This window comes from Phenylobacterium koreense, from assembly GCF_040545335.1.
Lineage (GTDB): Bacteria > Pseudomonadota > Alphaproteobacteria > Caulobacterales > Caulobacteraceae > Phenylobacterium > Phenylobacterium koreense.
This window is the reverse complement of the sequence record NZ_JBEPLU010000001.1, coordinates 1,083,225-1,100,900: the sequence shown is the minus strand read 5'-3', so window position 1 is coordinate 1,100,900 and position 17,676 is coordinate 1,083,225. Positions and strand designations below refer to the sequence as shown.

The following is a 17,676-nucleotide window of genomic DNA, read 5'->3' as shown; positions in this document are numbered from 1 at the left end:
GGGCTCTGCCCGGTGGGACCGGCGCGATGGCGCGCCGGCGAATACCGGAGCACCTCGTGTCCAACCTAAAGCCTGCTCAGATTGAAATCCTGAAATCCGCCGTTGGCGGCGATCTCGCAGTCGACACCGTCGATGGGCGCATCGCGCACGCCCTGATCAAGCGTGGCTATCTCATCGCAGTGCCACGTGATGGCGAGGCGAGTCTGCTGACGATCACCCGCGAAGGCCGCGAAGCGGCCGGTGTGCGTGCGCCGAAGGCGACGCCTGTCCGCAAGATCGAGCCGGCCGAGTCCGCGCCGGTGGTCGAAATCGCAAGCGGCTCGAAGACCGCCACCCTGCGCGGCCTGCTGGAGCGACCTGAAGGCGCGACGGTCGTGCAAATGTCCGAAACGACAGGGTGGCTGCCGCACTCGGTGCGTGGCTTCATGGCTGGAACGCTGAAGAAGAAGCTCGGCCTGCAGCTCGTATCGGAGAAGACGCCGTCGGGCCGCGTCTACCGCCTTGTCGGCGCGACCGCGTGAGCCGGCAGACGCAGGCGATGGAGGAAGTCCGGGCGCTGAACGCGCTCGGGCTTCAGTCGCTGCGGGAAATCTGGCGCGCGCGGTATGGTGCGCCGCCGCCGCTTCGCTCGCCCGACCTGCTTCGGCGTATTCTGGCCTGGCGGGTTCAGGCCGAGGCGTTTGGGGGCCTCGACTCCGAGACACAACGCGCGCTGAAGTCGAACACGCAGCCGAGGGGGCTCGCGGCCGGCACGCGGCTGGTCCGAGAGTGGCGCGGCGTGCGTCACGAGGTGGAGGTCGCCGACAGCGGTTACATCTACGATGGCGAGCGCTGGGCGAGCCTTTCCGAGATCGCCCGGTCGATCACCGGCACGCGGTGGAACGGTCCGCGTTTCTTCGGCCTTCGATCGGACGACGGCAAATGAGCCGCAAGCGTTGCGCCATTTATACGCGCAAGAGCTCGGAGGAGGGCCTCGATCAATCCTTCAACAGCCTGGATGCGCAGCGCGAAGCTTGTGAAGCCTACGTCCGCTCTCAGGTCGGCGAAGGCTGGAAGGCGCTGCCGGCCAAGTACGATGATGGTGGTTTCTCGGGCGGCTCGATGGAGCGCCCGGCGCTCGACCGGCTCCTGGCCGATATCCGCGCCGGCAAGATCGACATCGTCGTGGTCTACAAGGTCGATCGCCTGACGCGTTCTCTCGCGGACTTCGCGAAGATTGTCGAGGTGATGGACAAAGCCGGCGCTTCCTTCGTCTCGGTGACGCAGGCGTTCAACACGACCACCAGCATGGGACGTCTGACGCTGAACGTCTTGCTGTCCTTTGCTCAATTCGAGCGAGAGGTCACCGGCGAGCGCATCCGTGACAAGATCGCAGCATCCAAGGCCAAGGGCATGTGGATGGGGGGCAACCTGCCCCTGGGCTATGACTGCGAGGATCGCAAACTGGTGCTGAACCAGCCGGAGGCCGACACCGTCCGGGTGATCTTCGAACTCTATCTCGAACTCGGCTCCGTGCCGGCGCTATGCGCGGAGTTGAACCGGCGGGGCGTTTCTTCCAAGCAGCGAATGGCCAAGGCGGGCCACATCGTAGGCGGCGGTCCATTCGCTCGTGGTGCGCTGTTTCACCTGCTCCGCAATCGTGTGTACCTGGGTGAAATCGTCCATCGAGACAAAAGCTATCCAGGCCTTCACGAGCCCATCATCGCTCCGGAGCTGTTCCAGGCGGTCCAGACCGCGCTCGACGACAATGTGCGGCGACACAAGGCGAAGGTACAGGCGAGCCCCAGCCGCTTGGTCGGTCGGATCGTCGACGCCAGCGGGCGGACGATGAGCCCGAGCCACACCAGGAATCGGCATGGGGCGACCTTCCGCTACTACGCTGCGGTCGAGGCGGCCCGCGGTGAAAAGCCGGCACGCATCTCGGCGCCGGTGATCGAGGACTTCGTGCTTGAAAGGCTTCGCCTTCTCGCAGGCGCATCAACGGCGTCCTGGGAGGACCTCGCAGCCCATCTGCTCAAGGTGGAGCTGATGCCCGATGGCGTGGCCATCGAGGTGCGAACGTCGATCGCGCGGGACTGGCAGGATCGCCTGGGATACCACGACATGCTTGAACCCGCGCCGGAAGGTACGCTTCGGCTGATCCCTGGACAGAGGCCGGAGGTTCGCGGTGGTCGGACCTGGCTGAAGGCGGCAGGCGAGCGCGCCCGGCCGGACCGGACGTTGATCCGGGCGCTACGGCGGTCGCATGAAATTCTGCGGGAAAATGGCCTCGTGCCCGTGGCCGGACGAGGCGCTCTGCCGATGGGGCGGGGCGTCGCCGATCCCTACCAGCGCAAACTTGTCGAGCTCGCCTTTCTCGCGCCGGACATCCAGCACGCCATCATGCATGGACGACAGCCGCCAGGCCTGACTTTGCACCAGCTGCTTGACATCGATCTGCCCATCGAGTGGAGCGAGCAGCGACGGGTGCTGGATTTCGACAGGTCCTGATTCAACGGGTTGCAGGTCCTGTTCCCTGCGCTTGCAGGACCTGTTCCAGCCGATAGCAGGGCCTGTTTTTCTCCTGTTCTGTTCAGTGCGCATCGCGCAACAGCGCTAAAGAAAACCCGTTAGATCAGGTGTTTGCTACGAGGCCGGCTGTGCAGCCGGCCTCGTCACGACCGGTCGATTGCGGGGAACAGGACAACAGGGTGAAACTGTGTATGGCGGGGCGCCGCGAGAGACCGGCGACGCACAGGGGCGCTATTGCGCCGCTTACGGCGGCGGTTGCGCGAGACCAGTTGGCTAGGAAGCGGGAAAAGCGCCGCGTTATCCGCGGCTTGGGCGTCCAGCGTCGGTTGAGAGACGAATTTTCAGACTGAATGGCGGTGAGAGAGGGATTCGAACCCTCGATAGGCTTTCACCTATACACGCTTTCCAAGCGTGCGCGATCGACCACTCCGCCACCTCACCACAGGCCTTGAGGAGCGTGCGGCCCCTCGCGGAAGGCGCGCAATATACTCATGACGCCTTGCCGGGCAAGCGCCGTTTGAGCCTTTGGCGCCGCTGGGGCGCGTGCATTTGCGTGACCGCACTCCTATGTTTGCAGCCTGTCCCCTCCTGATCGGCCAAGCCCATGCTCTTCGCCAAGAAAACCTCCGAGCTTCCCTCCCCCGACACCGCCCTCCCGGGCCGGTCGAACCCCTTGCCCACCGCCGAGCTTCACTTCGTGAACGGCCGTCCGCTGAAGGGGCCCTATCCGGAAGGGCTGGAGGTCGCCGACTTCGCCATGGGCTGCTTCTGGGGCGTGGAGCGCAAGTTCTGGCAGGTTCCCGGCGTCTGGGTGACGGCCGTCGGCTATCAGAACGGGATCACCCCAATCCGACCTATGAAGAGGTCTGCAGCGGTCGCACCGGCCATGCTGAATCGGTTCGCGTGGTCTTCGATCCCCGCGTAGTCACCTATGAGGACCTGCTGAAGGTCTTCTGGGAGAACCACGACCCGACCCAGGGCATGCGCCAGGGAAACGACATCGGGACCCAGTACCGGTCGGGCATTTACGTCCACAACGACGCCCAGGCCGCTGCGGCCACGGCCTCGCTGCAGGCCTACCAGCAGGCGCTGTCGGCCAAGGGCTACGGCCCGGTCACCACCGAGATCGCCGAGGCGCCCGAGTTCTATTTCGCCGAGGACTATCACCAGCAGTACCTGGCCAAGAATCCCGCCGGCTACTGCGGCATCGGCGGCACGGGCGTCACCTGCCCGATCGGCGTCGGCGTCAGCGCTTGAACCGGACGGACGTCGAGCTTCTGGCGCTGGCCCTGCCGGCCGCCACCAAGGTGGTCCAGTGGGGCGGCGCGGACGTCTACAAGGTCGGCGGCAAGGTGTTCGCCATCTGTGGCCTTGGCGAGGCGCTGTCGTTCAAGGTCACGGAGATCGGCTTCGTGGTGCTCACCGACGAGGGCGGACCTGGCCGCCAGGCGCCTTACCTGGCCAAGGGGCAATGGGTTTCCGTCGATATCGATGACGTCGAACCCGAAGAGGTGGCCGGCTGGATCGCCACCTCCCACGAGTTGATCGCCGCCAAGCTGACCCGCAAGCTCCGGGCGGAGTTGGGCCTCTAGCTAGTGTCCCGGTCCAGCAGCCGCCGCACGTCGGCGATCGCCGCCGCGGCCGGCGAACTGCGCTGGCGCGAGAACAGCAGCGCGACCGCCGCCAGGGTGACCAGGGCGAAGGGGATGGGCCCGAAAAGCCAGGCCGCCGCCGCCAGCGCGAAGTAGTAGCCGCGCACGCCCCTGTTGAACGACGACAGCGCCGGATTCAGCAGCCGAGCCGCCGCCTCGCCGTACTCCGTCGCAAAGGCTTTGTCGGCGGTGTCGCGGGCGGCCCCGATCACCGCCAGGCAATAGTTCATCTGCCGGATGGCCCAGATGAATTCGAGCAGGCCGCGGGCGAGGGTCAGCAGCACCAGGGAAATCTGCGCCTCGAACAGCAGCCGGGAGGACGTCTTCAGCACCATCAGGCTCGAGGCGCTGCGGAACGCGCCTTCGCCGCCGAACAGCACGCCGGCGGCGCCGGCGATGAGGATGAGGTTCGACGAGGCGAAGAACGATGCGGAGTTCAGGGTGTGCCCGAGCAACTGGCCATCCATGAGCTTGTTTTCGCGCATCGTCATGGTCCGCATCCACGCGACGCGGATGATGGTCATGTCGGTGTTGATCAGGCCTCGGCCGCGCGCGAGCGTCCTCAGCAGCGGCTCGTAGGCGAGCCACACCGCGGCGAACAGGGCCAGGGCCGCCATGTCGGCGGAGGAGAGAGCTCGAACGAAGTTCACCAGGCCGTCCTGAACGCGACTACGCCTGGAATCCTAGGGCGCCGCCCACCGCCCGGCTAGAGGCGACCCGTCAGGACCAGGAGCAGCACGATCACCAGGATCAGGCCCATGCCGCCGGATGGGAAGTATCCCCACGAACTCGAATAGCCCCAGGTCGGCAAGGCGCCGATCAACAGGACGATCAGCACGATAAGCAGGATGGTTCCAAGGCTCACGAGCGCCTCCTCCGGTGCGGACCCTTAGGGGTCTTACCGAGGCAACGGTCGGCTTCGGCGCCGGTTCCTGCCGCCTAGCGGTCGGCCACGTCGGCGGTATGGACGGCGGCGTCGCCGCGCTTGACGCCAAGCGCGTAGAGCAGGCCGATGAACCAGCCCTTGTTCAACGGCAAGAGCAACAGGCTGATCACCGTCAGGGGGATCAAGGTCGAGGGCACGACGATCCAGGGCGAGACCTGCCAGATCGCCGGGAAGAGCAGCAGCGGCGCGACGACCAGGTGGCCGACCATCAGGATGGTGAAATAGGCCGGGCCGTCGTCGGCCGGATATTTGGCCAGGTCGTGGCCACAGGCCGGGCAGGTGGGCGAGACCTTCAGATAGGCGCGGAAGAGCTTGCCTTCTCCGCAATGGGGACAGCGGCCTTTCAGGCCGCGACGCATGGACTGCAAGAACATGAGCGCACCTGGTCGACGACGGGGCCACCGATAGGCCCTGCGTCCCCACAAGGGAAGGGCGCCAATGGCCGCAACGCGCCAGGAATTGTCCCGCAAGCCTGAACCCGCGCCCGCCTCCGCCTGTTTCAGCAAGACAAGCCACCATGTCCGGAGCAGTTCATATGGCCGCGACCAAGCCGTCGAAACCGGCGGAGGAGCATCCCCAAGCCCCGACCACGCCTGCGGAGGAAAGCTCCCGCAGGGCGCCGGACCACATCGTCAGCCCCGCCGAGAAGGCCAAGGTGGCGGAGGAGGCGTCCCGCGAGGAGGACGCCTGAAATCGCCTACCGCTTCATGTCGCTGGCGGCGCCTGTGACGGCCGCGCCGGCGGCCTGGGCGTCGCGGCCGAGGCCTTCGACGGTGTTGCAGGCGGACGCCATAAGCGCGGCGGCGACGGCGGCGAGGGCGATGATCTTGCGCATGGGTGAGCTCCCCTTCTTGGCGGAAGCTTCATGGCTGCGCTTCCAGGCCCTTTTTAGGCGTGGGTGTGGCGGCGGATCAATCGCGGTGGCGATCCGATGAGCGGGACGGTTGTCGCAGCCCTCATGCTGGCCCTGCACCTGGCGGTGATCGCCTTCAACCTGTTCGGCCTGGTCGCCATTCCGCTGGGCGCCTGGAGAGGCTGGCGCTTCGTGCGCGCCCGCGGCTGGCGGCTGCTGCACCTTGCCTCCCTCGCCGTGGTGGCGCTGCAGGCGGTGCTTGGCCGCGCCTGCTTCCTGACCATCTGGCAGGACGAGGCCGGCGGCGGCGTCGAGAGGCCGCCTCTGATCGCACGGACGATCAACAGCCTGATCTACTGGCCCCTGCCGCTATGGGTGTTCACCGCGGCCTATATGGCGGTCTTCGCGTATGTCCTGGCCCTGTGGTTCCTGGTTCCGCCCAGGCCTAGTCGGCGTCCATCTTCAGGGCGGCGATGAAGGCTTCCTGCGGGATCTCGACCTTGCCGAACTGCCGCATGCGCTTCTTCCCCTCCTTCTGCTTGTCGAGGAGCTTGCGCTTGCGGCTCATGTCGCCGCCATAGCACTTGGCCGTCACGTCCTTGCGCAGCGCCCGGATGGTCTCGCGGGCGACGATCCGGCCGCCGATCGCCGCCTGGATCGGGATCTGGAACATGTGCTGCGGGATCAGGTCCTTCATCCGTTCGACCATGGAGCGGCCCCGCGTCTCGGCGCGGCTGCGGTGGACCAGCATGGACAGCGCGTCCACCGGCTCGGAATTGACCAGGATCGACATCTTCACAAGGTCGCCCTCGCGATAGCCCTCGATCTGGTAGTCGAAGGAGGCGTAGCCCTTCGAGACGCTCTTCAGGCGGTCGTAGAAGTCGAACACCACCTCGTTCAGCGGCAGGTCGTAGACCACCAGGGCCCGGGCGCCGACATAGGACAGCTCCCGCTGCTCGCCGCGGCGGTCCTGGCAGAGCTTGATGACCGAGCCGAGGTACTCGTCCGGTGTCAGAATCGTCGCCTTGATCCACGGCTCGCTGATCGATTCGATCTTCACCGGGTCGGGCATGTCGGCGGGGTTGTGCAGGTCGATGACCGCGCCGTCGGTCATCGCGATCTTGTAGACCACGCTCGGCGCGGTCGCGATCAGGTCCAGGTCGAATTCGCGCGACAGCCGTTCCTGGATGATCTCCAGGTGCAGCAGGCCGAGGAACCCGCAGCGGAAGCCGAAGCCCAGGGCCGCGGAGGTCTCCATCTCGTAGGAGAAGCTGGCGTCGTTCAGGCGCAGCCGGCCGATGGCGGCGCGCAGGTCCTCGAAGTCGGCCGCGTCCACCGGGAAGAGGCCGCAGAACACCACCGGCTGCACCTCGCGGAAGCCGGTGAGCGCCGCGGCGGTCTGGCGCTTCTCGTCGGTGATGGTGTCGCCGACGGCGGCGTCGGACACCTGCTTGATCTGGGCGGTGATGTAGCCGACCTCACCCGGGCCGAGCTCGGCCACCTCGGTCTGCTTGGGCCGGAACACGCCGATGCGGTCGACCTGATAGGTCGCCCCGGCGTTCATCATGCGCACCCGCTGGCCGGCCTTCAGAACGCCGTCGAAGATGCGCACCAGCACCACGACGCCGAGATAGGGGTCGTACCAGGCGTCGACCAGCAGCGCCTTCAGCGGCGCGTCGCGGTCGCCCTTGGGCGGGGGCAGGCGGGTCACCACCGCCTCCAGCACGTCGGCGATGCCGACGCCGGTCTTGGCCGAGCACTCCACCGCGTCGGACGCGTCGATGCCGATGACGTCTTCGATCTGCTGGCGCACGCGATCAGGCTCGGCGGCGGGCAGGTCGATCTTGTTCAGGACCGGCACGATCTCGTGGTTGTTGTCGATCGCCTGGTAGACGTTGGCCAGGGTCTGGGCTTCGACCCCCTGCGAGGCGTCCACCACCAGGATCGAGCCTTCGCACGCGGCCAGGCTGCGCGAGACCTCGTAGGCGAAGTCGACGTGGCCGGGAGTGTCCATCAGGTTGAGGACGTATTCCTCGCCGTCGCGCGCGCGATAATGCAGGCGCACAGTCTGCGCCTTGATGGTGATGCCGCGCTCGCGCTCGATCTCCATGTTGTCGAGCACCTGCTCCTTCATCTCGCGCTGGCTGAGCGCGCCGGTCTCCTGGATGAGCCGGTCGGACAGGGTCGACTTCCCGTGGTCGATGTGGGCCACGATCGAGAAGTTGCGGATGCGGGAAAGGGGCGTCGTCATTTCGCCCCGCCTCTAGCACATTCGGCGCAGATCGCGAGTAGGGCGCGTGCGCTGGGCCCTCATGGTTAATCCGCCGTTAAGGCGGGCGGCCCCATTCATGCCTCTTGGGGATGTGAGGCTCGTTCAAGCTTCCAGGGAATAATTGCGACACATGGATCGCCGCACGCTTATCGTTTCAGGGCTCGCCACCGCCGGAGTCGCCGGGTGCGCCAGCGCCCAATCGACCGCCCCGGGCTCGTTGCCTCCGCCGTCGCCCAGCGCGACCGCCAATCCCAGCTATTCGACCGGCCAGGCCGAGACCTACAGCCGCGACGAGATCGTCAACAACGTCTCCGATTTCCTCGGCGTCACGGCCGAGGCCGCCGGCGGGGCGATCGAGCGGGTTTTCCAGGATAACGGCCGTCCCACCGCCTACGTCGCGGGTGAGGAGGGCAGCGCGGCCATCGTCGGCGGCGCCCGCTACGGCCGCGGCCTGCTCTACATGAAGAACCGCCAGCCCATCGAGGTGTTCTGGCAGGGCCCGTCCGTAGGCTGGGACTTCGGCGGCAACGCCAGCCGCGTCTTCACCCTCTGCTACAACCTCCACTACCCGGAAGTGATTTTCCAACGCTTCCCGGGGGTCGAGGGCTCGGCCTATCTGATCGGCGGCCTGGGCGTGAACTACCTGCGCTCCGACGACATCACCCTGGCGCCGATCCGCGCTGGCGTGGGGCTGCGACTCGGCGCGAATGTCGGCTATCTGGGCTTCAGCAGGACGCGTCGCTTCCTGCCCTTCTAATATCTGAGTTCAGCCGGCCGGGGGGCGGGTGCGACCGATCAGCGATACCAAGTGGCTGCACGTCCACACGCCTGCGGGCGACGAGTTCGTCTTCGTCGCCCGGCCGGAGATCAAGGATCGCAGCAAGGCGGCCGTGGTGCTCATCCACGACCTCTTTTCCACGCCTGGCGCGATGGCCGACTGGTTCGGCCGGCTGGAGCCCGAGGCCGAGGTCGTGCTGGCGGGACTGCCGGGCCATGGCAAGGCGCCGAGGTTCTCCGAGGGGGGCTGGACCAACCTGATCACAGCCTACGCCCGCAGCATCGACACCATCCTTCCGGGCCGTCGAGTGCTGGTGGTCGGCGCAGGCCTGGGCGGGACCATCGCCCTGGCGCTCGCCGCCCATCGCCGGGCCTGTGTGGCCCTGGATCCCCTGCTTTCCACCGCCGGCCTGTGGCCGCTGGAGGCCCGCATCCGCGCCGGTGAGGCCAGGGGCGAGGCCCTCGACCCCGACTTCCTCTTCACGACCATCGGCTGGCGGGACGGCGCCATCGCGGAGAACCGCGACTATGGGGAACTGCTCGACCGCATCCGCGCGCCGGTGTTCGTGCTTTCGGGAAGCGTCCCGCTCGGCGAGCCGCGCGACAGCCCGGCCCCTTCGCTGATGGACGGCGCGGCGCACGCGCGCCTGGCCGCCTATCCAGCCATCCGGATGGAGACCCTGGCCGGTTGCGGCCACGACCTGCTGCGCGAGGCGCCCGAGGCCTGTCGCGAGCTCATCTTGGGCGAACTCGCCCGCGCCTGAGGGGCCGGCGCGCGGCCGGCCCCTGACGTGGATCAGGCGCGCAGCTTGGCGCCGGTCGCCTTCTCGGCCGCCGCGACCACCTTGGCCGACAGCGCCTCGATCTCGGCCTCGGTAAGGGTCTTCTCCCGCGGCTGGACCAGGATCTCGACCGCCACCGACTTGAAGCCTTCCGGCACGCCGGTCCCGCGATAGACGTCGAACACCCGCGCCTCCTTGATCAGCGCCTTGTCGGCGCCGGCCACGGCCTTGGTCAGGTCCGCCGCGGCGACGTCCTCGGCCACCACGAAGGCGAAGTCACGGCTCAGCGGCATCAGCGGGGAGAGTTCCAGCGCCGCCTTGGTCTTGGTCGCCTTCTTCTTCGGCTCGGGCAGGTTGTCGAGCACCAGCTCGAAGCCCAGCACCGGCCCCTCGACGTCCAGCGCCTTGAGGATGCGCGGATGGATCTCGCCGAACTCGACCAGGGTGTTCTTGCCCAGGCGCAGGGCGCCGGCCCGGCCCGGATGCCACCAGTCCGACAGGCCGGCTTGCGAGACCTGCAGCGAGCCGGTCGGCGCGCCCAGGTCGTCCAGCAGGGACAGCACGTCTCCCTTCAACTCGTAGAGCGCATCGGCCGTCACACCGTCCCAGCGGCGTGGCGCGTGCGGCGCCACCACGGCGCTGATGGCGGTCATCTGGTCGGCCGGCTGGTCGCCCTTGTAGAATGGGCCGATCTCGAACAGCGCCACGTCCGGGAAGCCGCGCCGTGCGTTGCGGCCGGCCGCGTCGATCAGGTTCGGCAAGATCGACGGACGCATGCAGTCGAGGTCCGAAGCGATCGGGTTGGTGACCACCAGCTCGTCCTGCCCGCCGCCGAACAGCGTCGCGACCTCGCGCTTGCAGAAGCTCCAGGTGATGGTCTCGGCATAGCCCTTGGCGGCCATGGCCCGGCGGCCGGCACGCATGCGCCCCTGGCGGGCGGTCAGCACGCCGCCGGCGGCCGGCGGAACCTCGGGCAGGGGCGTGGCGGGCAGGGCGTCATAGCCCTCGATCCGCGCCACTTCCTCCACCAGGTCGGCCTTCCCCTCCACGTCGCGACGCCAGGTGGGCGGCGTCACCGCATCGCCGTCCAGCTTGAAACCGAGGTCGGCCAGGATCTGGTCGATCCGCTCGCTGGGCAGGTCCAGGCCCGAAAGCTGGCGGACATAGCCGCGGTCGAAGGCGATCGGGCCCGGCGCAGCCGGCGCCTCGCCGACCACGGTGACTTCGGAAGGCTCGCCGCCGCAGAGTTCCAGGATCAGCTTGGTCGCAAGCTCCAGCCCCGGGACCTGGCTGGCCGGGTCCACGGTGCGCGCGAAGCGGTACTGCGCGTCCGAGGTGATGCCGGTCGTCCGGCCGGTCTGGGCGATGCGGATGGGGTCGAACCAGGCGCTTTCCACGAAGACGTCGGTGGTCTCGTCCGAGCAGCCGGTCGAGGTTCCGCCCATCACGCCGCCCAGGCCGATGACGCCGGAGCCGTCGGCGATGACGGTGATCTCGGGCGTCACCGCATAGGTCTTGCCATCCAGGGCCTCGACGCTCTCGCCGTCCTTGCCGGCGCGGGCCTCGATGAAGCCGCCGGCCAGCTTGGCCGCGTCATAGACGTGCAGCGGCCGGGCGCGGTCGTAGGAAATCAGGTTCGTGACGTCGACCAGCGCGTTGATGGGCCGAAGGCCGATCGAGGTCAGTTTCTGCTGCAGCCAGGCCGGCGAGGGGCCGTTCTTCACCCCGCGGATCAGGCGGCCGGCGAACTGGCGGCACCCGTCCGAGCCGTCCAGGCGGATCTCGACCGGGTTGGCGAACTTGCCCGCCACCGGCGCGACCGAGACGTCCTTCAGCTTGCCGAGGCCTGCAGCGGCCAGGTCGCGGGCGATGCCGACGACGCCCAGCCAGTCGGGACGGTTCGGCGTCACCTCGAAGTCGATCACCGCCTCAAGGCCCAGGGCCTGGGCCACCGGCGTCCCGACCGCCAGGCTGTCGGGCAGTTCCATGATCCCGTCGGATTCGGAGGCGACCTCGAGCTCGGACGCCGAGCAGAGCATGCCGTTGGACACCACGCCCCGCACCGGCTTCTCGACCAGGGTCACGCCGAGGCCGGGCACATAGGCGCCGATCGGGGCGTAGACGATGGTGATGCCGGCCCGCGCGTTCGGCGCGCCGCAGACGATCTCCAGCCGCCCGTCCTTGGTGTCCACCTGGCAGACGCGCAGGCGGTCGGCGTTGGGGTGCTGCACGGCCTCGACGATCTTGCCGACCGAGAAGGCGGCCAGCTTGGAGGCCGGATCATCCACATGCTCGACCTCGAGGCCGGCCATGGTCATGGCGTCGACGACCTGCTGGACGCTGGCGTCGGTGTCGAGGTGGTCTTTCAACCAGGACAACGTGAACTTCATTGTCGTCTCTTCCTAGATCCTCCCCCGTGGGGAGGGCGGAGTTCTCAGGCAGCTCTCCTGATGGGAGAGCATTGATCGGTAAGGCTCAGGAGAGCCCGGTCGCCGGGTTCGGCGCCGCATAGGGGCTGAAGCCGTAGTGCTCCAGCCAGCGGACGTCGCTAGCGAACATGTCGCGCAGGTCGGGCATGCCGTACTTCAGCACGCCCAGGCGATCGACGCCGCAGCCGAAAGCGAAGCCCTGCCAGACGTCGGGATCGAGCCCGCAATTGCGCAGCACGTTCGGGTGCACCATTCCGCAGCCGAGGATTTCCAGCCAGTCGGTCCCCTGGCCGATCTTCACCTCGCCGCCGGAGCGGTCGCACTGCACGTCCATCTCGGCGCTGGGCTCGGTGAACGGGAAGTGGTGCGGGCGGAAGCGGGTGACGACTTCCGGCGTCTCGAAGAACCGGGACAGGAAGGTTTCCAGCGTCCACTTCAGGTGGCCCATGTGGATCGCCTTGTCGATCACCAGGCCCTCGATCTGGTGGAACATCGGCGTGTGGGTCTGGTCGCTGTCCTTCCGGAAGGTGCGGCCCGGCACGATGATGCGGATCGGCGGCTCCTGCCCGTTGGCGATCCAGGACGGCAGCTTCTCGTTGACCTTGTGCATCACCCGCACCTGCACCGGGCTGGTGTGGGTGCGCAGCACCTTGCGCTCGCCGTTGGCATCTTCCGGTAGGAAGAAGGTGTCGTGCATCTCACGCGCCGGGTGCTTCTCGGGGAAGTTCAGGGCGGTGAAGTTGTTGAAGTCGGTCTCGATGTCCGGGCCTTCGGCGACCGAGAAGCCCATCTCGGCGAAGACCGCGATCATCTCGTCCATGACCTGCATGGTCGGGTGGACGCTGCCCTTGCGGCGGGGCGGGGCCGGCAGCGAAAGGTCCACGCGCTCGGCCGCCAGCTTGGCGTCGAGGGCGGCGGTCTCCAGCACCGTCTTTCGGGCGGCGATGGCGCTCTGCACCCGGTCGCGCAGGCCGTTGATCTGGGGGCCGCGCTCGCGGCGTTCGTCCGGGCTCATGCCGCCGAGCGACTTGAGCAGCTCCGAAATGGAGCCGGACTTGCCGACGGCGGCCACGCGCACGGCCTCAAGGGCCGCGAGGTCGCCGGCCGCTTCCACGGCGGCGAGGATTTCAGCTTCGAGTTGGGCGGTCATGACGGGCTCTTTAGAGGGGCTTCGTCTGGAGTGAAATCCCTTCCTCACCTGCGAAGCTTGGCGGAGCGGGGAGGGGGACCACGCGCCAGCGTGGTGGAGGGAGGCGAGACCGGATGGCGAGCTTGCTATGGAGACAGCAAAAAGCCCTCCGGCGGTTCAGGCCGGAGGGCTCTTGTTAGGTCGTTGAGTCCGGGGACTCAAATGGCCTCAAGCCAGCGCGGCGCGAACCTTGTCGGCGATGGCCTTGAAACCGACCGGATCGGCGCCCGCGATGTCGGCGAGGACTTTGCGGTCGACTTCGATCCCGGCCTTATCAAGGCCGTAGATAAACTGCGAGTAGGTGAAGCCTTCCAGGCGAGCCGCAGCGTTGATGCGCTGGATCCACAGCGAACGGAAGTTGCGCTTGCGGACCTTGCGATCGCGGTAGGCGTACTGGCCGGCCTTGTCGACGGCGGCCTTGGCGGTGCGGATGGTGTTCTTGCGGCGGCCGTAGAAGCCCTTGGCCTGCTCCAGAACCTTCTTGTGCTTGGCGTGGGCGACGACGCCCCGTTTCACGCGAGCCATGTGTCAGTTCTCCTTAGAGGCCGTAGGGGATCCAAAGCTTGACGATCTTGGTGTCAGCTTCGGTCATCACCTTGGTGCCACGGTTCTGACGAATGTACTTCGCGGAGTGGCTGATGAGGCGGTGGCGCTTGCCGGCCACACCGGCCTTCAGCTTGCCCGACGCGGTCATCTTGAAGCGCTTTTTCACGCCAGATTTAGTCTTCAGCTTCGGCATTTCTCTGCGGAACCTCACGGCCCCGTCCTCTGGTGTATTGATGAGCCGCCCTGGCATGCCTTTGGCCAGACGACTCCGAAGAGCGGGGCGTTTACGCGAAAGGGGCAGCAAAGGCAAGGGTTTGAGTCTGCGCTGCGGCGACTCGCCCGCCTCGGCTATAGATTTCGGATCGGCCGCGAATGAGGTCCGGATGGCCCGTTCCATACATCGCAAGCGCCCTCCTGTCGTGGGGCCGCTGGTCGCGCGTCCCAGCCTGATGCTGGCGATCGCCACCGGGCTCCTGGTCTGGGCGGCCTGTCGCCTGGCGCCGTATGGTCCGAACTCGCTGATCTCGGCGATCCTGGCCTGGGACGCTGTCTGCCTGGTCTTCTTCGTCGCCACCCTTCGCCGGATGTGGGGGGCGGACGCCGCGCGCATCCGCGTGGTCGCCGAGGGGCAGGACGAGGGGCAGGGGGTGATCCTCGCCCTGATTCTGGCCGCGGTCGCCGCCAGCATCGGCGTCGTCGCCGCCGAGCTTTCCGCGGCCAAGATCGATCAGGGCGTGGCCCGCGCCGTGCGGATCGCCCTCGTCTTCGCCACGGTCGCCGCCTCCTGGTTCATGGTGCAACTGGTCTTCGCCCTGCACTACGCCCATGAATACTACGGCCGCAGCGACAGCGGCGAGACCGACCCCCGCGGCCTGCTGTTCCCGGGCGGTGAGCCGCCGGACTATTGGGACTTCGTCCACTTTTCAGTCATCATCGGCGTCGCCTGTCAGACCGCGGACATCGCCTTCACCTCCCAGCGCCTGCGCCGGCTGGGCACGGTCCACGGCGTCGTCGCCTTCGTCTTCAACACGGTCGTCCTCGCCCTGACGATCAACCTGCTGGCGGGGTTGTTCTAGGGCGAAAGCGCGCGCGGTTTCGCCGCTCGATCGGGCTTTGACTCTCGGGCTCTAAGCGGCCCGCAAGGTCCGCCGCATGATCTGCAGGGCCAGCGCAGTGGCCGGCATGATCAGGATCGCCGTGACCACGAAAGCCGCGCCGGGGTTGACCAGCGAGAAGAGCTGGCCCGCATAGATCGGGCCGCCGATGCGGGCGAGGGCCATGTTGGACATGTTGAGGCCGAGGAACTCGCCCTGCCGATCGGGCGGCGTCGCCTGCGAGATCAGGGCGGTCAGGCAGGGAAAGCAGATCGACTGGCCGAAGCAGACGAAGGCGAAGCCGATCATCGCCACGTGCCAGGTGGGCGAGAAGAACTGGAAGCCCATACCGATCCACATGGCCACCAGGCCGGCGGTCAGCACCCTGGGCTCGCCATGCCGACGTACCAGCCGTCCCGTCAGGATCGCCTGGCAATAGGCGCCCAGCACCCCGATCGCCATGAAGGCGAAGCCGATCTGTCTCGGTCCCCAGCCGAAGCGCTGCTCGGTCCAGAGGCCATAGGTCGCTTCGATGCCGGCGAAGCCTGAGACGGTGATGAAGCTGATGATCATCACCCGGGCGATCACCGGGTGGGCGAAGGCCTCGCGCAGGGCTTCGATCTGCGGAACCCGCGCCCCGGTCTTCGGTTCGGGCCGGCTCTCGCGCACGAAGATGGCCACCGCCGCCGCCGAGGCCAGGCCGAACCCCGCGGCGGCGAAGAGCGGGATCTGGAAGCCCAGCGGGCCGAGTTCCGGATGCGCCAACAGCCCGCCGATCGCCGGGCCGATCATGAAGCCCAGGGAGAAGGCCGAGCCCATCAGCCCCATCTTGCCTGCCCGCTCTTCCGGCCGGGTGATGTCGGCCAGCGCGCCTTGCAGGGTGGAGATGTTGCCCGACAGGAAGCCGCCGACGAACCGCGCGGTGAAGGCCAGCCAGATGGTCGGGGCGAAGGCCAGGGCGACATAGCTGAGGGCCCCGCCGGCGATGGTGATCATCAGCACGGGGCGCCGGCCGACCCGGTCGGACATCCGCCCCCAGAACGGCTCGCCCAGGAACTGGCCGAACGAATAGGCCGAGAACAGGATGGCGATCTGCCAGGCCGGCGCATCCAGCGCCTTGCCGAAGAACGGCAGCAAAGGAATCACCAGCCCGAAGCCGGCGATGTTCAGGAAGATCACCGAGAGCAGGACGATCAACGCGCGGTTGTCGTCCTGGCGGGGCGTGTCGCCGCTCATTCCGCTGCGGCCCGGGCCTCGTCGCTGGTCACGGCGCGGGCGGCCACCACCCGGCGGCTGGCGGCCAGGGCCAGCATGATCGTCGGGATCATCATCAGCGCGCCCATCAGGAACGGGCCGTCCAGGACCACCGGGAACACCAGGCCGGCGCAGAATGGCCCCACCACCCGCGCCAGGGCGCCGGTGGCGTTGTTGAGGCCCAGGATCTGGCCCGTCCGGTGCGGGTCGGCGCTCTGCGAGATCATGGCCGCGACATTGGGCCAGGCCACCGACTGGCCGATGGCGGTCAGGCACATGAAGGCGATGACCATCGGCATGTTGGTGGAGAACACCTGCGAGGCCGAGGCGATGGCGGTCATCGACATGCCGACCGCCAGCATCCTGCCTTCGCCGTACCGTTCGGAAAGCCGGCCGGTGACGAAGGTCTGCGTCAGGGCCGCGGCGATGCCGGTGAAGGCGAAGACGACGCCGATCTCCCGCGGGCCCCAGTTGAACTTGGCCTGCGACCAGAGGCCGAAGGTGCTCTCGATGCCGGTGAAGGCGAAGCCGACCAGGAAGGTCAGCAGCATCAGCCGCCCGATGATCGGATGGCTGACCGCCTCGCCGATCGCGCTCCAGGGGCTGGGGCGATGGGTGATGGCCTCTTCGCGCGTGTTGCTCTCGCGAATGACCAGGATGATCGCCAGCACGCAGAGCGCAGCCAGGCCCGAGGCGATGAACAGCGGGACCTGGAAGCCGATCGGCCCGGCGTTCGGGTGGGCGAAGATGCCGCCGATGGAGGGGCCGACGATGAGGCCGACGTTCCAGGCCGCGCCTTGGTAGGAGAGCTGGCGCGCCCGCTTCTCGGGCGGCGTGACGTCGGCGATGTAGCCCTGGACGACTGCGCCGTTGCCGGCCGCCAGCCCGCCCAGGAGCCGGATCACGAAGGCGACCCAGATATTGGGGGCGAAGGCGAGGGCCAGGTAGCAGAGGCAGTTGCCGGAGATGGTCGAGATCAGCAGCGGCTTGCGGCCGTACTTGTCCGAAAGCCGGCCCCAGAAGGGCTCGCCGAAGAAAGCGCCCACCGAATAGGCCGAGAAGATCAGGGCGATCTGCCAGGCCGGGGCGTCGAACGACTTCGCATAGAAGGGCAGCAACGGGACGATGATCCCGAAGCCGAGCATGTTGATGAAGATGACGGCTATGAGGGACGGCGCCGCCAAGGGCGACGGGCTCGCCCGCCGGGGCGCGGAGTCGGACATGTGAACGCTGGTAAGCGGACCGGCGTTACGCCGCAAGTCCGACCTTCTCGCTGGGTTGTCTGTGGCGAACGGAGGAGGCGACCGTGGCGTACCGGCCACATGAAAACGGCCGCCCAGGAGGACGGCCGTTTCGTAAATCCAGCGGTGA

Annotated in this window: 20 protein-coding genes, 1 tRNA gene and 1 pseudogene; 10 read left to right on the top strand and 12 right to left on the bottom strand. The window is 67.6% G+C overall.

Features of this window, described 5'->3' with window-relative positions; genetic code table 11:
- Nucleotides 1–26 precede the first annotated feature (26 nt).
- From ABID41_RS05425 to ABID41_RS05415, 3 genes are read left to right on the top strand one after another with little or no spacing between them, the layout of a single operon-like run.
- Nucleotides 27–521 (top strand): DUF3489 domain-containing protein, encoded by a 495-nt coding sequence (locus tag ABID41_RS05425; protein ID WP_354297259.1) that lies wholly within the window; start codon nucleotides 27–29, stop codon nucleotides 519–521.
- The gene (locus ABID41_RS05420; RefSeq protein ID WP_354297258.1) at nucleotides 518–925 is read left to right on the top strand and encodes a DUF2924 domain-containing protein; all 408 of its coding nucleotides are present in this window, start codon (nucleotides 518–520) and stop codon (nucleotides 923–925) included. The genes ABID41_RS05425 and ABID41_RS05420 overlap by 4 nt, the downstream gene beginning before the upstream one ends.
- Complete coding sequence (locus tag ABID41_RS05415; RefSeq protein WP_354297257.1) at nucleotides 922–2,490, top strand: recombinase family protein; 1,569 nt, start codon at nucleotides 922–924, stop codon at nucleotides 2,488–2,490. The genes ABID41_RS05420 and ABID41_RS05415 overlap by 4 nt, the downstream gene beginning before the upstream one ends.
- Before the next feature lie 372 nt (nucleotides 2,491–2,862).
- On the opposite strand, the gene ABID41_RS05410 is transcribed toward ABID41_RS05415, so the two are convergent.
- Nucleotides 2,863–2,952 (bottom strand) — tRNA-Ser (locus ABID41_RS05410).
- Nucleotides 2,953–3,115: 163 nt separating this feature from the next.
- Here ABID41_RS05410 and msrA point away from each other — a divergent pair.
- Nucleotides 3,116–3,768: pseudogene (gene msrA, locus ABID41_RS05405) on the top strand (peptide-methionine (S)-S-oxide reductase MsrA).
- Nucleotides 3,765–4,103: an MmcQ/YjbR family DNA-binding protein gene (locus tag ABID41_RS05400; protein WP_331930938.1), complete on the top strand. Its 339-nt coding sequence runs from the start codon at nucleotides 3,765–3,767 to the stop codon at nucleotides 4,101–4,103. The pseudogene msrA and the gene ABID41_RS05400 overlap by 4 nt, the downstream one beginning before the upstream one ends.
- Here ABID41_RS05400 and ABID41_RS05395 read toward each other — a convergent pair.
- From ABID41_RS05395 to ABID41_RS05385, 3 genes are all read right to left on the bottom strand, one after another.
- Complete coding sequence (locus ABID41_RS05395; RefSeq protein WP_331930936.1) at nucleotides 4,100–4,813, bottom strand: DUF599 domain-containing protein; 714 nt, start codon at nucleotides 4,811–4,813, stop codon at nucleotides 4,100–4,102. The genes ABID41_RS05400 and ABID41_RS05395 overlap by 4 nt on opposite strands.
- A gap of 56 nt (nucleotides 4,814–4,869) precedes the next feature.
- Nucleotides 4,870–5,028 (bottom strand): DUF3309 family protein, encoded by a 159-nt coding sequence (locus ABID41_RS05390; RefSeq protein ID WP_331930934.1) that lies wholly within the window; start codon nucleotides 5,026–5,028, stop codon nucleotides 4,870–4,872.
- Nucleotides 5,029–5,102: 74 nt separating this feature from the next.
- Nucleotides 5,103–5,483 (bottom strand): DUF983 domain-containing protein, encoded by a 381-nt coding sequence (locus ABID41_RS05385; RefSeq protein WP_331930932.1) that lies wholly within the window; start codon nucleotides 5,481–5,483, stop codon nucleotides 5,103–5,105.
- A 161-nt stretch (nucleotides 5,484–5,644) separates the two neighbouring features.
- On the opposite strand from ABID41_RS05385, the gene ABID41_RS05380 reads away from it, so the two are divergent.
- Nucleotides 5,645–5,800: a hypothetical protein gene (locus ABID41_RS05380; RefSeq protein WP_331930930.1), complete on the top strand. Its 156-nt coding sequence runs from the start codon at nucleotides 5,645–5,647 to the stop codon at nucleotides 5,798–5,800.
- A 6-nt stretch (nucleotides 5,801–5,806) separates the two neighbouring features.
- Here the strand turns inward: ABID41_RS05380 and ABID41_RS05375 are convergent, their stop codons facing one another.
- Entirely contained in the window at nucleotides 5,807–5,944 is a 138-nt protein-coding gene (locus ABID41_RS05375) for an entericidin EcnA/B family protein (protein WP_331930928.1), read from the bottom strand.
- A gap of 96 nt (nucleotides 5,945–6,040) precedes the next feature.
- Between ABID41_RS05375 and ABID41_RS05370 the strand changes: the two genes are divergently transcribed.
- Nucleotides 6,041–6,439: a DUF2784 family protein gene (locus tag ABID41_RS05370; protein WP_331930926.1), complete on the top strand. Its 399-nt coding sequence runs from the start codon at nucleotides 6,041–6,043 to the stop codon at nucleotides 6,437–6,439.
- Here ABID41_RS05370 and lepA read toward each other — a convergent pair.
- Nucleotides 6,408–8,213 (bottom strand): translation elongation factor 4, encoded by a 1,806-nt coding sequence (lepA, locus tag ABID41_RS05365; protein ID WP_331930924.1) that lies wholly within the window; start codon nucleotides 8,211–8,213, stop codon nucleotides 6,408–6,410. The two genes, ABID41_RS05370 and lepA, sit on opposite strands and share 32 nt — an antisense overlap.
- A 151-nt stretch (nucleotides 8,214–8,364) precedes the next feature.
- On the opposite strand from lepA, the gene ABID41_RS05360 reads away from it, so the two are divergent.
- Both ABID41_RS05360 and ABID41_RS05355 read left to right on the top strand, forming a co-directional pair.
- Nucleotides 8,365–8,991: a DUF1134 domain-containing protein gene (locus ABID41_RS05360; protein ID WP_331930922.1), complete on the top strand. Its 627-nt coding sequence runs from the start codon at nucleotides 8,365–8,367 to the stop codon at nucleotides 8,989–8,991.
- Between the two features lie 28 nt (nucleotides 8,992–9,019).
- Nucleotides 9,020–9,775 carry an alpha/beta fold hydrolase gene (locus tag ABID41_RS05355; RefSeq protein WP_331930920.1) on the top strand — a complete coding sequence of 252 codons (756 nt, stop codon included), beginning with the start codon at nucleotides 9,020–9,022 and terminating at the stop codon, nucleotides 9,773–9,775.
- A 32-nt stretch (nucleotides 9,776–9,807) separates the two neighbouring features.
- Here the strand turns inward: ABID41_RS05355 and pheT are convergent, their stop codons facing one another.
- The 4 genes from pheT to rpmI form a co-directional block, all read right to left on the bottom strand.
- Nucleotides 9,808–12,183 (bottom strand): phenylalanine--tRNA ligase subunit beta, encoded by a 2,376-nt coding sequence (gene pheT / locus ABID41_RS05350; protein ID WP_331930918.1) that lies wholly within the window; start codon nucleotides 12,181–12,183, stop codon nucleotides 9,808–9,810.
- 85 nt (nucleotides 12,184–12,268) lie between these two features.
- A complete protein-coding gene (pheS, locus tag ABID41_RS05345) occupies nucleotides 12,269–13,372 on the bottom strand; it encodes a phenylalanine--tRNA ligase subunit alpha (RefSeq protein ID WP_331930916.1) in 1,104 nt (367 codons plus the stop codon).
- Nucleotides 13,373–13,579: 207 nt separating this feature from the next.
- Nucleotides 13,580–13,936 (bottom strand): 50S ribosomal protein L20, encoded by a 357-nt coding sequence (gene rplT / locus ABID41_RS05340; protein ID WP_331930914.1) that lies wholly within the window; start codon nucleotides 13,934–13,936, stop codon nucleotides 13,580–13,582.
- 13 nt (nucleotides 13,937–13,949) lie between these two features.
- Nucleotides 13,950–14,150 (bottom strand): 50S ribosomal protein L35, encoded by a 201-nt coding sequence (gene rpmI / locus ABID41_RS05335; protein ID WP_331930969.1) that lies wholly within the window; start codon nucleotides 14,148–14,150, stop codon nucleotides 13,950–13,952.
- A 190-nt stretch (nucleotides 14,151–14,340) separates the two neighbouring features.
- On the opposite strand from rpmI, the gene ABID41_RS05330 reads away from it, so the two are divergent.
- A complete protein-coding gene (locus ABID41_RS05330) occupies nucleotides 14,341–15,033 on the top strand; it encodes a DUF1345 domain-containing protein (RefSeq protein ID WP_331930912.1) in 693 nt (230 codons plus the stop codon).
- 51 nt (nucleotides 15,034–15,084) lie between these two features.
- On the opposite strand, the gene ABID41_RS05325 is transcribed toward ABID41_RS05330, so the two are convergent.
- Together ABID41_RS05325 and ABID41_RS05320 are read right to left on the bottom strand one after the other, a co-directional pair.
- Entirely contained in the window at nucleotides 15,085–16,287 is a 1,203-nt protein-coding gene (locus tag ABID41_RS05325) for an MFS transporter (RefSeq protein ID WP_331930910.1), read from the bottom strand.
- Nucleotides 16,284–17,528 (bottom strand): MFS transporter, encoded by a 1,245-nt coding sequence (locus tag ABID41_RS05320; RefSeq protein ID WP_331930908.1) that lies wholly within the window; start codon nucleotides 17,526–17,528, stop codon nucleotides 16,284–16,286. Before ABID41_RS05320 ends, ABID41_RS05325 begins: the two co-directional genes overlap by 4 nt.
- Nucleotides 17,529–17,676: the final 148 nt, after the last annotated feature.